Raw genomic sequence first — 14,263 nt, 5'->3', positions numbered from 1 at the left:
TGTCGCGGCGTTGCCGGCGCGCGGACCGCACCGGCCAGGATGCCGTGCTCGTCACGGAATCGCTGGGACGAGCGGGAACAAGCCCGTGGACGTCGACCCGGCACAGGATGGCCATGGCACGGTCACCGGATGTCCGTCCAGATACGTACGGGCGGGGCGCCGGTGAAGCACGACCGGGAACAGGTCCGGCTGGTGACCCGGGCACGGAAGGACGGCGGAGGCGGGCAGCCATGTCAGTTCGGCCAGCCTTGTCAGCTCGGCCAGCCATGTCGGTTAGGGAAAGCAGGTCGGTTCGGAGAGCGGTGTCGCTTCGGGCCGGAATGCGCTGGGCGGTCCGGCACGGCGTCGTCCGAGGGGCGTTGTGGCAAGCCAGGCGGTCGGGTGACCTGGCGACGCTGGCGATGGCGCAGCCTGCCCTTCTCGCGGATCCCTACGGGGCCTACGACGAAATCCGTTCCCAGGGGTTGTTCGTCGACCGCCGGCTGGCAATGGTGACCGCCAGCCACCGGGCGGCGTCGGCCGTCCTGCGCGACAACGCGCTCGGCATGGTCCTCGACATGTCGGCGCTGCCCGCGCCGCTGCGGCTGATGGCCCGGCTCTCCCCCGACCCGGCGGTGAACGGGCCGCTGGACCCGCCGTCGCTGCTGGCTATCGACCCACCGGACCACACCCGTCTGCGCCGGCTCGTGTCGAAGGTGTTCACGCCCCGCGCGGTCGACGGGCTGCGCGGGGAGGTGGAACGGGCCGCCGATGCGCTGCTCGACGCCATGGCCGGCGAGGGCACCGTCGATCTCGTCGACCGCTACGCGAGCCGGCTGCCGGTGACCGTGATCGCCACGATTCTCGGCGTACCCGCGGCGATGCACGCGCAGTTCCTCGCCTGGGGCACCGCGGCCGCGGCCACCCTCGACTTCGGCCTTCCCTACGGCACATTCCGGCGGGTGGAACGGGCGCAGCAGGCCATCAACACCTGGCTGCGGGGTCATTTCGAGGGGCTGCGCCGCGATCCCGGCGAGGACATCCTCAGCCAGCTCGTCAGGCTCGTCGACGACGGTGACCGGCTGACCGAGACGGAGCTCATCGCGACCGCCCAGCTCCTGCTCGCCGCCGGCTTCGAGACGACCGTCAATCTGCTGGGAAACGGCGCGGCGTTGCTGATGGAGCATCCCGACCAGCTGGAGTATCTGCGGTCCGGGCCCGACCGGTGGCCGAACGCGGTCGAGGAGATCCTGCGTTTCGAGGGGCCGGTGCAGATGACCGCCCGTGTCGCCTATGAGGACGTCGACGTCCTCGGCACCGCGATCCCCGCCGGCAGACTCGTCGCCATCCTGCTCGGCGGCGCGAACCGGGATCCGGCGGTGTTCGCCGAACCGGATGTCCTCGACGTCACGCGACCCAATGCGCGCGAGCACCTGGCCTTCTCCGGCGGCATCCACTACTGCGTCGGCGCCGCCCTGGCCCGCATGGAGGGTGAGGTGGGCCTGCGGGCCCTGTTCGAGCGATACCCGGGCCTGGCCCGGGCGGGCCAGGCCCGGCGCCGGCCCACCCAGGTGCTGCACGGCTACGCCACGCTGCCGGTCATCCTCCAGCCGCCCGGCGGTTGAGCGAATCCAGGGCTATCCGGAGTTCACTCAACCGCCAGTCATGCCTCATCCGCCGAATGTCCCGCTGTTCGGCCGGGTTGGCCGTCGCGAGGTGCGTCATAATCCGCCGTTGAGAGCGCGCAGGAGCGCTGGTCCCCGGTCGGCCGCGGTGGTCGCGTTCGCCGCCGCGAGGACGATCAGGCCCAGCGTCAGCAACGCGGACAGGACACCGAAGGACCCCACCACGCGTCTCGTTCGCCTGTCGGACGAGGCCGTTCCCGCGAACCTCTTCCACAACAGCACGCTGGTGCCGAGGAGGGAAGCCGCCGCGATCGTGGCAATCACGCCCATCACCGCGTGGTATCGAGAAAAGTCGTCGATCATCACGTCGATGGCCGGCGGGGTCCGTGCACCCGCGCGAGAGGCGTCAGCCAACTGTTGCCTGGCCTGGTCGAGCGTGGTCGCGAACTCCTGGTCGGTTGCGCCTTCCGTCAGCATCGGCATCAGGGAGGAGAACGGCGCTTTCGCACCCTGGATGTTGGCCATCACCGCCGTCAGAGAGAGCAGCACGAGCATCACCGCAAGAACGCCGGCCGACGCGAGGGCCGCTCGTGTTACGGCCCCGAGGCCGCCTGCCTTCAGAAATGCCTTCCAGACGAGGACGGTCAGCGCGACGAGCACGACCAGCAGGACCGCGGCGATCACAGCCTTGGCCACGTGGTAGCGGAACCAGTAGTCGACAACCCTCGCGAGGTCCGGGGAGAGATCTCGGTCGCCAGAACGCCAGTACTCGATGAAAGCGCTGTGTAGGGCTTCGACGAGGTGGCGGTGGTCGGCGAGGTCGCTGGAAGCGCCGTCTGCCGCCAGCCGGCCCGGGGCGATGACGAAGGCGACGACAAGGGCCGCGGCAAGGGCGACGAGTGCCACGAGCGCGCGACCGGAGGTGCCCGCGGACCGTGCGGGCGACACGGAACTGCGCACGGGATTCCTTCGGCTCGATCCAGCCCGGTGGCGGCGCGCTGACCCGCGCGTCGGTTGACGATGCGGGTCCGCGGCATCCGGGGGCGAGGTGGCGCTGCGAGCAACCAGTGCCCGTTTCGTGGCCGGATCCGCGTTCGGGTCTGTCGGGTGTGGCGGGATGACCATGGCCACCACGGTTTCGTGGAAGGGTCACCGGGTCACCGGAGTGTGCCGGACAAACCGGGGTGTGGCAGGCCCCACCCCGGTGGCCGCGCCGCGGCGGGCAACGGGCCGCGCGCCGGTCGCCGTCAGGCGCGCAGGTAGGCGAGCACGGCGAGCACGCGGCGGTGCTGGGCGTCGTCGGGCGGCAGGCCGAGCTTGGCGAAGATGCTGCCGATGTGCTTTTCGACCGCGCTGGCGGACAGGACCAGTCGCCGGGCGATGGCCGTGTTGGAATGGCCTTCGGCCATCAGCGCCAGCAGCTCTCGTTCCCGAGGGGTCAGCGACTCCAACGCCGTGGCGCGGCGCTGCCCGGTCAGCAGCCGCGCGACGACCCTCGGGTCGAGCACCGTCGCGCCGCCGGCGACCCGCTCCAGGGCGTCCAGGAACTCCCCGACCCGGGCGACCCGGTCCTTCAACAGGTAGCCGACCCCGCCGGAGCCGTCCGCGAGCAGCTCCGCGGCGTAGGACGTCTCCACGTACTGGCTGAGCACCAGCACCGGCGAGCCGGGCAGGCGCGAACGGACGCGGATCGCCGCCCGCAGGCCCTCGTCGGTGTGCGTCGGCGGCATGCGGACATCGACGACCGAGACGTCCGGGCGGTGGCGCAACGCCGCCTCGACGAAAGCGGGCGCGTCGCCGACCGCCGCCACGACCTGGTGCCCCTCCTCGGCGAGCAGCCGGATCAGGCCCTCCCGCAGCAGCACCGCGTCGTCGGCCACGACGATCCGCAGCCCACCACCGGCCGCACGTCCCGACCATGGTTCGGGGGTCGTGTCGTCCGCGGTCAACCGCACGGCAGCTCCACGGTGATCGTCGTCGGGCCGCCGGGGGGACTGAGGACCCGCAGCTCGCCGCCGACCGCCCGCACCCGGTCGTCCAACCCTCGCAGTCCGTGCCCCTTGTCGAACGCCGCGCCGCCCACCCCGTCATCCGCTACCCAGACCCGCAAAGCTCCCGCATCGTGACGCAGTCCGATCACGCACCGGCCGGCACGGCTGTGCTTGGCCACGTTCGTCAGGGCCTCGGAAACGACGAAATACGCGGCCGTCTCGACGGCGGCCTCCGGCCGGTGGCTCAGGGGCCCGGCATCGAGCTGGGCGGGCACCGTCGAGCGCGCGGCCAGCTCGGCGAGCGCCTCGCGCAGGCCGCGGTCGACGAGAATCGGTGGGGCGATGCCACGTGACAGGGCCCGTAGCTCGTCCAACGTCTCCTCGGCCTGGACGATCGCGTCGGCGAGCGCCTCCCGGACGACCTCCGGCCTGCGGTCGAAATGGCGTTGAGCGCGGCCCAGCTCCATCGCCAGCCGGACCAGTCGCTGCTGAGGCCCATCATGGATGTCACGTTCAAGTCGGCGCAGCGCGGCCGCCTCGGCCGTCACCGCGGCAACGGTCTGCGCGCGAGCAGTGTCGCGCTCCTGCTCCAGCCCGCTGATCCTGCGGTGCAACGGGGACGCATCCGACAGCAGCGCCCGCCCCAGCCCAGCCTGCGCGGCGACGCACACCCGAGTCATCAGCGGCAGCGACATCAGCAGCAGCAGCCCTGCCACGGTCCCGAAGGTCATCCGCTCGGCCGGCGAGGTCAGGCCCAGGCTTACGTCGATGTGGGACTGGGCGCCACCCGCGCTCAAGGTCATGGGCTGCAACGTCCCGGTGGGCGCGCCCCAGTTACGCACAGCCGTCGTCGCGGTAGCGACCCCGACGAGCCACCACAGCGCCGTCACCACCGCGGTGACCAGGGCGACAGGCAGCACCACCACCGCATGGGCCAGGCCGAGCCACAGCCCCGGCGCCGCGACACCAGCCGCGACCGGCGCCCTGCCCGCAACCAGCCGACCCACCGTTCCCACGCACAGCCCGCCGAGCACCAGCAACAGGCCAGCAGCCGCGCACACCGGGGCAGTCAGCAGGTACAGCGACTCCACAATCACGCGACGCCCTACCCGGACGAGAAAGCTGACGCCCGGCAAAGATCGACTCCAGACCGCAGAATGCAACGACCCGGCCATAGCCCCACCCTAACGCGGAAGGCAGGTCGGCAATCAGCGGAAGACGATTGCCGCAGCGCAACCGAGCAGCGCGCTATATCAGCCTCATGGCCGTCGCCCGGCACGGATTCGTGTCACCTCCGCTGTCGAGCGGCGCGCTCCCGCGCAACACCGCAATCTCATACCCGGCCCATCCGCGGACGGCGCGAAGAACTCCCGCTCCCCGGCAGTTGGCGCGGATGGCCGATCAGCCGGCCTCCACGTTCTTCTCCGCCCGGCGGACGAGGCCGGCTATGTCGCCGGCGAGCCGCGACCACAGTTCGCGGGGCAGGCCGTGGCCCATGCCCTCGACGAGCACCAGCTCCACGCCGGCGACGGAGGAGACGCATGCCACGCCGGCTCCCCCGGGCCGCGCCCGGCGCGGTAGAAGGACTGCATGGGCGCGACGCACGACCCCGCGAGGACACAGCTGGCGAACTACCCGTTCGTCATGACGCTGCAACCCCGCTTCGGCGACATGGACAGCCTCGGGCACGTGAACAACGTGGCCATCGCGGCGCTCTTCGAGGAGGCCCGGGTCGGGATGAACCGGGCCATGCTCGGCGACAGCCACGTGGCGCCGGCGCTGAGCCGCCCGCTACCGGTGGTCGCGGCCCGCGTGGAGATCGACTATCTGGGCGAGGTCCGCTACCCCGGGGAGTACCGCGTCGGCGTGGGCGTCGGCAGGGTCGGCACCAGCTCCGTCCTGCAGGTGTGCGCGATGTTCGACGGCGAGACCTGTGTCGCGCTGTGCGACGCCGTGCTGGTGCACCGCCCGGCCACCGGGCCGGCGCCGGTACCGCAGGAGGTGCGCGAGCTCCTGACGACGGTCATGGCCTTCCCCGTCCGGGTCGACGCCGGGGTCTGACCCGCCCGGCGGCACGAAGGAACACTACGGAGTATCGCGCGGTGTCATACCGTCCGGATTCCATTCCAGTGACCAGCCGTACCGCGCCGCGGCATCGGCCTGGGTCCCCTCGACGAAATCGTTCTCCCGCCGGATGACCAGGTCGTCGCCCACCATGTGAAAAGAGGCGACAACACAGGTTCGGGCACTTGGCGAAGCCCCGCCGGGGCGAATGGCGAGCTGTTCGCCCGACCGCCCGGCGACGGTGAGCACCGGCCGCAGCGACGCCCACTCCGGAGCGCTGTGCAGCCCGTAGGCGAAGACGAAGAACCGCTTGAACGTGGCGAGGGTGCTCAGGTCGACGAAAATCGTCTGGCCGTCCCGCTCGTCGCGGCTGCCCAGGCGCAGCACCTGCCGGCCCGCGCGCCCGGCGCTGCTGGCGGAGTGCCCCAGGTGCTGGATGACGCCGGCGGCGCCGTCCAGGGCCTGCCAGAGGCAGCCGAGGTAGATGTTGCTCGGGCGCGGCAGCCCCGTGCGGGTCGTCAGGGTCTCCCAGCGCAGGGTCACGGTCAGGGCGCCGGAGCCGCGCTGCTCCGCCGTCCAGATGGTGGCCGGGTGATCGTCGTCGAGCGCGCTGACGTGTTCGTTGCGCTGCCGGTGGCGGGAGGACCGCTCGCCGACCTCGGCCGGGGTCGACGGGCGGCGCTCCGGGACGCCGGCCGCCGGCGTTGCCGGCCGCGCGGTGTCCTCGTCGTCCCCGCCGAGGTCCAGCGGCGACCGCGCGCCGCTGGCCACCGGTGGAGATGACGGCGGGGCCGGCCGTGGTGGTGCCGGCCGTGGTGGTGCCGGAGGTCGAGATGGTGCCGGAGGCCGAGATGGTGGTGGCGGAGGCGGCGATGGTGCCGGGGAAGGCGGCGGTGCCTGCGGCGAAGGCGGTGGTGACGCTGGCCGCTGTGGCGATGAAGGCGGGAATGGCGGCGGTGAAGCCGGCGCCGGAGTGGGCCGTGCTCCCGGCGCGGGTGGCTGCGGCCCCGGCTGTGAGGTCGGCCCCGGCTGTGAGGTCGGTGCCGGCCGAGCCGGTGTGGACGGGCCGGTTGGGTGGGCGAGATGCGCCGGGTGCAGGTGATCGACGATCTTGCGGCGGCTCCGGGCCCGAGAGGTCCGGGTGAGGAACGGGGCCACGTCGGCGGGCCGCGCCGCCGGCACACCGCCTCCGTTCGCGACGGCGGCATTCGCGCCGGCACCGTTCGCACCGGCACCGTTCGCACCGGCTCCGTTCGCGCCGGCTCCGTTCGCGCCGGCGAGGCCGGGCAGGCCGCCCGCGTACCCCTGGCCGACCGCCCGGAACTTCCACCCCGTCGGGTGCCGGTACAACTCGCCGAAGATCAGGGCGGTCTCGAGGCCGGTCTCCACGTCGAAGGCGTAGCTGACGATCTCCCGGCCGTCGGCGTCGTCGAGCACCCGGATGTGGCCGCGGGGCACCGACCGGAACGTCTGCCCGCGGCCGGCCGAGTCGTAGATCGCGGCCCCGAACTGCAGCCGGCTGACGGTGGCGGGCACCGCGGCCAGGGTGACGACGACGTCCTCGACGGCCTCGGCCTCTCCGCTGGTCGGGCGGGGCGGTGCCAGGGAGCCGAGCCGTTCCGCGGGGTTCGGCACCTGGTGGGCGAGGAGCAGCCGGGTGGACGCGCCGCCGCCGTCGACGAGGGCGATGACGCCATCCACGTCGACGGCCGAGCCGGGCGCCTCGCTCCAGCCGAACGCGACGCGCACCCGTGCCACGCCCGGCGCGGACCGGGACAGCAGCACGTTGCCGCCCCTGGGCAGGGTGACGGTCACGAGTCGAGGTCGGAGCGCCGGAACTTGGCGTCCAGGAAGCGCGCCTGGATCGCCAGCTTCGCCGCGTCCCCGGTGTAGACGAGATCCTGCAGCTCGTTGGCGCCCTCGTCGAGGAGCTGCAGCTGGCGGATCAGGTCGTCGGCGGGCGTGGTCCCCGTGACCCCGGGGCGGTCGGCGTAGTGGGCCGGCAGGGCGACGAAATCCCCGAGTGCCTGCGGCAAGTACTCGTGCACGATCGCGGTGAGGTACCTCATCTCCTCCTCGCTCGCCGACTGGACCTCGATGTAGCGCAGCAACGGGCGCAGGACGTCGTCGATGTCGCGCACGGTCGGCACCGCCCCGGGCGGCAGCCTCCCGCCGTTCGCGTTCGCGCCCGCGACGAGCTCGGCGAGCTCACGCTGGAGCTGGCGGACCGGCCGGACGACGTCGTCGCCCGGCCCCCGGGCACCGCCGGCCACCGCGGCGGGATCGTCGTTCGCCGAGCTCCCGGCACTGTCGGAACGCCGCCGGAAGATCACGGCGTCCTCCTCTCCCCACCGGCCGCGGCGCCGGCCCCAGGGCCGGCCGCGGCGCGGGCGTCAGGACGGGTCATCCGCGGGCACGGTCAGCTCTCGCCGGCGCGGGACCGCTCCAGGTACGCCTTCGACCGCCCCACCTGGGTCTCGAGCGCGGCGACGGTCGTCGCCATGCTCTCGACCGCCTTCGCCTTGTACGTGTCGATGGCGTCCATCGTCGCGAAGACGTTGTCGAACGCCTTCTGCAGCGTCTCGACGTCCACCGTGCTGGACGACGCCTGTTCCTGGATGCGGCCGGACTGCTGGCGCAGCAGCTCGCTCGTCGACATGATCATGCTGTTCGTCGTGGCGTTCAGCGCGTTGATCTGGTCGAGCACGAGCTTCTGGTTCGCCAGGGCCTGCGCGACAATCACCGCGGTGCGCAGCGCGGCGACCGTGGTCGTCTGCGCCCGGTCGACGCCCTTGATCAGCTCGATGTTGTTCTTGCGGACGAGGTCGAGGGCCAGGTAGCCCTGCACGCTCACCGCCAGCTGGGTGAGCAGGTCCTGCTGGCGCTGGCGGATGGGGAACAGCGCGTCGGAGGTGAGCCCGTCGGCGGTCGCCGGGTCGGTGGCCCGCATGTGGTCGATCTTCGTCGAGACGGCTCCGTCGAGGGCCTTCGCGAGGGTCGCGTACTCGGTGAGCTTGCCCATCGCCGCCCACAGGTTCGCCTTCTCCTGCTCGATGGCGGCGTTGTCCTTGCGCAGCTCGTCCTGGCCCGAGTCGAGCGCCCTGATGATGGCGTCGAGCTGCTTCTGCGCCGACTGGTAGCGCTGGAAGTACCGGGAGATCCGGTTGCCGAACGGGACCACGCCGAGCAGCCGGCGGGTGCCCTTGAGGTCGGCCCCGGCCGGGTCGAGATCCGTCACCGTCTGGCGCAGCTCGACGAGGGTGTGGGCCACCCGGGCCTGGGCGTCGCCGCCGCTGCCGGAGCCGCGGCCACCACGGGTGCCGCGCAGCGCCGCCGCGGGTCGCTCGAGCATCCGGCTGGACACCCGGGCGCTCGCGACGATCTCGCGTTCGCCCATGCGCACGATGTCGTTGATCTTGTCCTGGAACGCCGGACTGCGCGGGTCCTGCGCGGCGAGGTCGTCGGCGAAGGCCGCGGCCCGCGTGCGCAGCTGCGCCCGCGTCTTCTCGTCGAGCGGGACCATGCTGTCCACCTGGTCGTCCGCGACGACCGGCACTGGAGCCGGTGGGGCGAGCTCGAGCACCCCGCCGGTGGTGCCGGCGGCGACCACGCCGACGGGTGAGGGCGGTGGCCCGCCCAGGTCCAGCGAATCCGACATGGCGTCCCCTTCCGGCACCCGCGCCCGGCGGGTGCACATGCCGGAGGAAGTCTCTGCCCCCACCGACCCTACGCGACATGCCCTGTCGATCATCCGACTACGCGGGCTCTTCTCCGTGCCTTCCCGACACCTCCCGGCCCGCGCCTAGCCCGGGAACGCCGGGCGGGTCGGGGGCTTCTCCCGGCCGCCGCGGGCCGCGGCGAGCACCCTGGCGGCCGCGACCTCCTCGGTGACCCCGAAGAGGTCGACGCTGACGAGCTGGCCCAGCAGACCCGGCCGGGGGCAGTCCTCGATCCGGAACGCCAGAAGCTTGCGCAGCCGCCCGTCGGGATCGTCCGCCCAGGCCGCCTGCCATTCCGCCGCGCCGAACCGCGAGTCGAGATACTCCGACGACAGGACGGCGACGGTGCGCTCCGCCGCACCCGCCGCGCGGTGCATCTCCTCGACGAACCGGCTCCCCGGGCCGAAGTCCCACACCTGCAGCAGCGTCGAGTAACCGTTCTCCTCCAGCACCCAGGCGATCCACTCCGCCCAGCGGCGGTCAGCCCGCGTGTAGGAGACGAAGAAGGCCACGCCTGCCGGACCGCCCGAGGCCTCGCGGCCCGCCACGCCCCCCGTGCCCACGTTCATGGTCCACAGCTTCCCATCCCGAACCGGTGACCGGCGGTGCCGGCGTTCGCCTAGCTTCCAATCATGACGATCGACGGCACGTCGCCGCGGTTCGCCGTCGGCCTGCCCAATGTCGGCGTCTTCGCCGACCCGGCTCTGCTCACCGAGCTGGCCGGCCGGGCCGAGCAGGCCGGGTGGGACGGCGCGTTCGTATGGGATCACGTCCTGTACCACCACGACTGGCCGGTCGTGGACCCGACCGTGGTCGCCGCCGCGATCGCCGCGACGACCACGCGGATCCGGCTCGGAATCCTGATGACCGCGGTTCCCCGGCGCCGGGTCGGCAAGCTCGCCCGCGAGATCGCCTCCCTGGACGTCCTCTCCGGCGGCCGGCTGGTCTTCGGGGCCGGCCTGGGCTCGATGCCGTCCGAGTACACCGCGTTCGGGGAGCCCGCCGACCCGCGGCTGCGGGCGGCCCGGCTGGACGAGTCGCTTGCGGCGCTCGCCGCGCTGTGGAGCGGCGAGTCGGTGACCGCCCACGGCGAGCACGTCGTCGTGGACGGCGTGTCGATGGCGCCGACCCCCGTGCAGCGCCCGCGGCCACCGGTGTGGTGCGCGGGCCGGTGGCCGCTGCGCGCGCCGTTCCGCCGCGCCGCCCGGTGGGACGGCGTGATGCCCGTCCACGCCGACTACGGCCGCCCGACCACCATGCCCGCGCCGATGCTCGCCGACATCGTCCGGTACGTGCACGCCCTGCGCGTGTCCGCGGGGACGCACGGACGCCCGTTCGACATCGTCCTCGAGGGGGCGACCGACGCGGATGCGCCCGACCGCGGCGCCGCGGTCGTCCGGCCCTATGCCGATGCCGGGCTGACCTGGTGGGTCGAGGCTCTCGGCTGGTGGCGCGGCGGTCCCGACGACGCCCGCGCCCGCATCGACGCCGGGCCGCCGATCGTCACCGAGGCGGAGGCGGACGCGGACGCCTGACCGCGCGGTCGGGAAAGGCCCGCCGGGCCGGGTGGTGGGGGCACGACGGGGCGTGTGTCGGGGCCGCGGCGGGATCTCAGGCGATCTCAGGCGATCTCAGCCGAGCGGAGGCGCGATGCCGTCGATCCAGCGGTCGTAGTCGGTCAGCTTGGCCAGCATCGCGTCCGGCCCCTGCTCCGAGTCGACGATGAGGAACCGCTCCTCGTCGATCGCCCGCACGAGCCGGTCGGCCTGCGCGTCCGGTGTCGGCGCGGAGCGGAGCACCGGATGGTCGGCGGGCAGGCCGTTCGCGAGGAGCATCGGTGTCAGCATCGCGCCGGGGCAGAAACAGGAGACCTTGATGCCGCGCGGGCGGTACGCGGCCGCCAGCCACTCGGAGAGCGCGAGCGCCGCGTGTTTCGTCACCGAGTACGCCGCCTTCTCCGCCTGCGTCGACAGCGCGACGACCGACGCCGTCTGCAGCAGATACCCGTCGCCCCGTTCGAGCATCGCCGGCAGAACCTCGCGGACCGCGTACACGTGTGACATCACGTGCAGCTGCCAGGACGAATCCCACAGGGGGTTCGCCTGGACGTCGCCGGGCTGGCGGGGGCCGGCGGCCCCGGCGTTGCTGAACCAGACGTCGATCTCGCCGTAGGCGCGGCGAGCGAGGTCGGCGACGGCGCGGACGTTGTCCTCGACCGTGATGTCGGCCGCCAGGCCGACACCGCCGATCGCGCTCGACACCCGCTCGACGCCGGCGGGGTCGACGTCCGTCACGACGACCTTCGCGCCCTCGGCGGTGAACCGGCGCGCGCAGGCCTCGCCGAGACCACCCCCCGAGCCGGTGATCACGACGACCCTGCCGGCGAGTTTCACAGCGCGGTTCCCCTCACGAGTCTCTCAGCGCGGTCAGGACTGTGTCGGTGAGCTCGGGGCGGCAGATTAGCAGGTCGGGCAGGTACGGATTGGGCTCGTTGTAGCGCAGGGGCGAGCCGTCGAGGCGGGAGACGTGCAGCCCGGCGGCGGCGGCGACGGCGACGGGTGCACAGGAGTCCCACTCGTACTGGCCGCCGGAGTGGGCGTAGACGTCGACGTCGCCGCGGACGACGGCCATCGCCTTGGCGCCGGCGGAGCCCATGGGGACCAGGGTCGCGTCGAGCCGGGTGAGGAGGTGGTCGACGCAGGCGGGTGGACGGGTGCGGGAGACCGCGAGCCGGATCGGCCCGCCCACCGGTGCGGGGAGGACCGGCGGTGTGCCGGTGTGCAGGACGAGGCCGGCCGCGGGGAGCGCGACCGCCCCGGCGATGGGCGTCCCGCCGCTGGTGAGGGCGACGTGGACGGCCCAGTCCTCCCGCGGTGGCTCGCCGTACTCGCGGGTGCCGTCGAGCGGGTCGATGATCCACACCCGGTCGTGTTCGAGGCGGATGTGGTTGTCGGTGCTCTCCTCGGAGAGGACGGCGTCGCGCGGGCGGGTCTGGGCGAGCAGGTGCAGCAGCAACTCGTTGGACTGCCGGTCCCCCTCGGCGCCGCCCTGGTCGCGGATCGCGAGGAGCAGTTCGCCGGCCTCGTGGGCGAGGGCGGCGGCCAGGGTGTGGTCGTCCATCCCGGCCGCGGGAATCGTGCGCGCCCCGCCGGTGGCGCCGTCAGCCGTGGCGGGGGCGATGTCACTGGTCATGGGCCGGTCTCCACACGGGTCGTGGTGGGGGCGGGGGTGGCGGTGGACCCCGCGACACGCGCGGGGCCCACGGCGGGCCTGGGGATCATGGCGCGTCCGGCGGGGTGAGGATGCCGGTGGTGCGCAGGTGCTCGACGACGAGGTCGGCGGAGGCCTCGGGGGTGATCGTGCCGCTGGCGTCGAGACGGAGCTCGGGGTGCTCGGGAGGCTCGTAGGGCGAGTCGATCCCGGTGAAGTTCACCAGCTGACCGGCGCGGGCCTTGGCGTAGAGCCCCTTGCGGTCCCGGGACTCGGCGACGTCCAGGGGGGTGTCGACGTGGATCTCGATGAACTCGCCGGGCTCGAGCAGGTCACGGGCGAGCTGGCGTTCCGCGTGGAACGGGGAGATGAACGAGGCGAGCACGATCACCCCGGCGTCGACCATGAGCCGGGCGACCTCGGTGACCCGGCGGATGTTCTCCACCCGGTCGGCGTCGGTGAACCCGAGGTCCTTGTTCAGCCCGTGCCGGACGTTGTCGCCGTCCAGCAGGTAGGTGTGGAAACCCTGCTCGTGCAGCCGCTTCTCGACCAGGTTCGCGATCGTCGACTTCCCCGCACCGGACAGGCCGGTGAACCACAGCACCGCCGGGCGCTGCCCCTTCGCCCGCGCCCGGGCGGTCTTGTCGACCTCGACGGCCTGCCAGTGCACGTTGTCCGCGCGGCGCAGGGCGAAGTGCAGCAGCCCGGCCGCGACCGTGGCCCGGGTGAACCGGTCGATCAGGATGAACCCGCCGGTGTGCCGGTTCGTCGTGTACGGATCGAACGGGATCTGCCGGTCGACGTTGATGTTGCACACGCCGATCTCGTTCAGGTCCAGGGTGCGCGCGGCGGTGTGTTCCAGGGTGTTGACGTTGACCTTGTACTTGGGTTGGGCGACCGTGACACTGCTTGTCCGCGCCCCGATTTTCATCAGGTAGGGGCGGCCGGGCAGCATCGGCTCGTCGGCCATCCACACCAGATGGCACTCGAACTGGTCCGCGACCCCGGGCGGGTCGATCGCGGTGGCGAGCACGTCACCGCGGCTGACATCGATCTCGTCGGCCAGGGTGAGGGTGATCGACTGGCCGGCGATCGCTTCGTCCAGGTCCCCGTCGGCGGCGACGATCCGCTCCACGGTGCTTTCCTGCCCGGAGGGCAGGGCCCGGACCCGGTCCCCGGGGCGGACCGTGCCCCCGGCGATCTGCCCGGAGAACCCGCGGAAGTCCAGGTTCGGCCGGTTCACCCACTGCACGGGCAGGCGGAACGCCCCGGTGTGCGCGTCGTCGTCGACCGCCACCGTCTCCAGATGGCCGACCAGGGTCGGCCCGCTGTACCAGGGGGTGTTCGGGCTGGATTCGGTGATGTTGTCACCGGCCAGCGCCGACAGCGGGATCGCGACGATGTCGCTCAGGCCGATCCGGGTCGCGAACTCCCGGTAGTCCGCCTCGATCCGGTTGAACACGTCCTGCGAGTAGTCGACCAGGTCGAGCTTGTTCACCGCGAGCACGATGTGCCGGATCCCCAGCAGCGACACCAGATAGCTGTGCCGGCGGGTCTGCGTCAGCACACCCTTACGCGCGTCGATGAGGATCACCGCGAGATCCGCGGTGGACGCCCCGGTGACCATGTTCCGGGTGTACTGCTCGTGCCCGGGGGTGTCCGCGACGATGAACTT

14 protein-coding genes are annotated in these 14,263 nt (G+C 72.6%); 3 read left to right on the top strand and 11 right to left on the bottom strand.

Annotation, left to right across the window (positions count from 1 at the left end):
- The first annotated feature begins 401 nt into the window (after nt 1–401).
- Nucleotides 402–1,604 (top strand): cytochrome P450, encoded by a 1,203-nt coding sequence (locus MXD62_RS14625; protein ID WP_248829808.1) that lies wholly within the window; start codon nt 402–404, stop codon nt 1,602–1,604.
- 96 nt (nt 1,605–1,700) lie between these two features.
- Here MXD62_RS14625 and MXD62_RS14620 read toward each other — a convergent pair whose 3' ends face one another.
- The 4 genes from MXD62_RS14620 to MXD62_RS14605 form a co-directional block, all read right to left on the bottom strand.
- Nucleotides 1,701–2,510: a hypothetical protein gene (locus MXD62_RS14620; RefSeq protein ID WP_248829807.1), complete on the bottom strand. Its 810-nt coding sequence runs from the start codon at nt 2,508–2,510 to the stop codon at nt 1,701–1,703.
- A gap of 341 nt (nt 2,511–2,851) precedes the next feature.
- Nucleotides 2,852–3,496 carry a response regulator transcription factor gene (locus tag MXD62_RS14615; RefSeq protein WP_248829892.1) on the bottom strand — a complete coding sequence of 215 codons (645 nt, stop codon included), beginning with the start codon at nt 3,494–3,496 and terminating at the stop codon, nt 2,852–2,854.
- A gap of 53 nt (nt 3,497–3,549) precedes the next feature.
- A complete protein-coding gene (locus MXD62_RS14610; protein ID WP_368862404.1) occupies nt 3,550–4,686 on the bottom strand; it encodes a sensor histidine kinase in 1,137 nt (378 codons plus the stop codon).
- 310 nt (nt 4,687–4,996) lie between these two features.
- Nucleotides 4,997–5,143 carry a hypothetical protein gene (locus MXD62_RS14605; protein ID WP_248829805.1) on the bottom strand — a complete coding sequence of 49 codons (147 nt, stop codon included), beginning with the start codon at nt 5,141–5,143 and terminating at the stop codon, nt 4,997–4,999.
- 42 nt (nt 5,144–5,185) lie between these two features.
- Between MXD62_RS14605 and MXD62_RS14600 the strand changes: the two genes are divergently transcribed.
- Nucleotides 5,186–5,656, top strand: coding sequence for a thioesterase family protein (locus tag MXD62_RS14600; protein ID WP_248829804.1), 471 nt, complete (start codon nt 5,186–5,188; stop codon nt 5,654–5,656).
- Nucleotides 5,657–5,680: 24 nt separating this feature from the next.
- Here the strand turns inward: MXD62_RS14600 and MXD62_RS14595 are convergent, their stop codons facing one another.
- From MXD62_RS14595 to MXD62_RS14580, 4 genes are all read right to left on the bottom strand, one after another.
- Complete coding sequence (locus tag MXD62_RS14595) at nt 5,681–7,474, bottom strand: TerD family protein (protein ID WP_248829803.1); 1,794 nt, start codon at nt 7,472–7,474, stop codon at nt 5,681–5,683.
- Nucleotides 7,471–7,992 carry a hypothetical protein gene (locus MXD62_RS14590; protein WP_112106223.1) on the bottom strand — a complete coding sequence of 174 codons (522 nt, stop codon included), beginning with the start codon at nt 7,990–7,992 and terminating at the stop codon, nt 7,471–7,473. The genes MXD62_RS14595 and MXD62_RS14590 overlap by 4 nt, the downstream gene beginning before the upstream one ends.
- Nucleotides 7,993–8,078: 86 nt before the next feature.
- Entirely contained in the window at nt 8,079–9,317 is a 1,239-nt protein-coding gene (locus tag MXD62_RS14585; RefSeq protein WP_248829802.1) for a toxic anion resistance protein, read from the bottom strand.
- Between the two features lie 144 nt (nt 9,318–9,461).
- Nucleotides 9,462–9,947, bottom strand: coding sequence for a toll/interleukin-1 receptor domain-containing protein (locus MXD62_RS14580; protein WP_071062246.1), 486 nt, complete (start codon nt 9,945–9,947; stop codon nt 9,462–9,464).
- Between the two features lie 63 nt (nt 9,948–10,010).
- On the opposite strand from MXD62_RS14580, the gene MXD62_RS14575 reads away from it, so the two are divergent.
- Complete coding sequence (locus MXD62_RS14575; protein ID WP_248829801.1) at nt 10,011–10,913, top strand: LLM class flavin-dependent oxidoreductase; 903 nt, start codon at nt 10,011–10,013, stop codon at nt 10,911–10,913.
- A gap of 96 nt (nt 10,914–11,009) precedes the next feature.
- Here the strand turns inward: MXD62_RS14575 and MXD62_RS14570 are convergent, their stop codons facing one another.
- The 3 genes from MXD62_RS14570 to cysC form a co-directional block, all read right to left on the bottom strand.
- Complete coding sequence (locus tag MXD62_RS14570; protein WP_248829800.1) at nt 11,010–11,771, bottom strand: SDR family oxidoreductase; 762 nt, start codon at nt 11,769–11,771, stop codon at nt 11,010–11,012.
- Nucleotides 11,772–11,784: 13 nt separating this feature from the next.
- A complete protein-coding gene (locus MXD62_RS14565; protein WP_248829891.1) occupies nt 11,785–12,498 on the bottom strand; it encodes a 3'(2'),5'-bisphosphate nucleotidase CysQ in 714 nt (237 codons plus the stop codon).
- Between the two features lie 157 nt (nt 12,499–12,655).
- The coding region (gene cysC / locus MXD62_RS14560) for an adenylyl-sulfate kinase (RefSeq protein ID WP_248829799.1) at nt 12,656–14,263 on the bottom strand (1,608 nt) is incomplete at its 5' end.

Origin of the sequence: Frankia sp. Mgl5 (genome assembly GCF_023242985.1) — a bacterium.
GTDB classification, from domain to species: Bacteria; Actinomycetota; Actinomycetes; order Frankiales; family Frankiaceae; genus Parafrankia; species Parafrankia soli.
The sequence above is the reverse complement of the archived record's forward strand: the minus strand, read 5'-3'. Positions and strand labels throughout refer to the sequence as shown.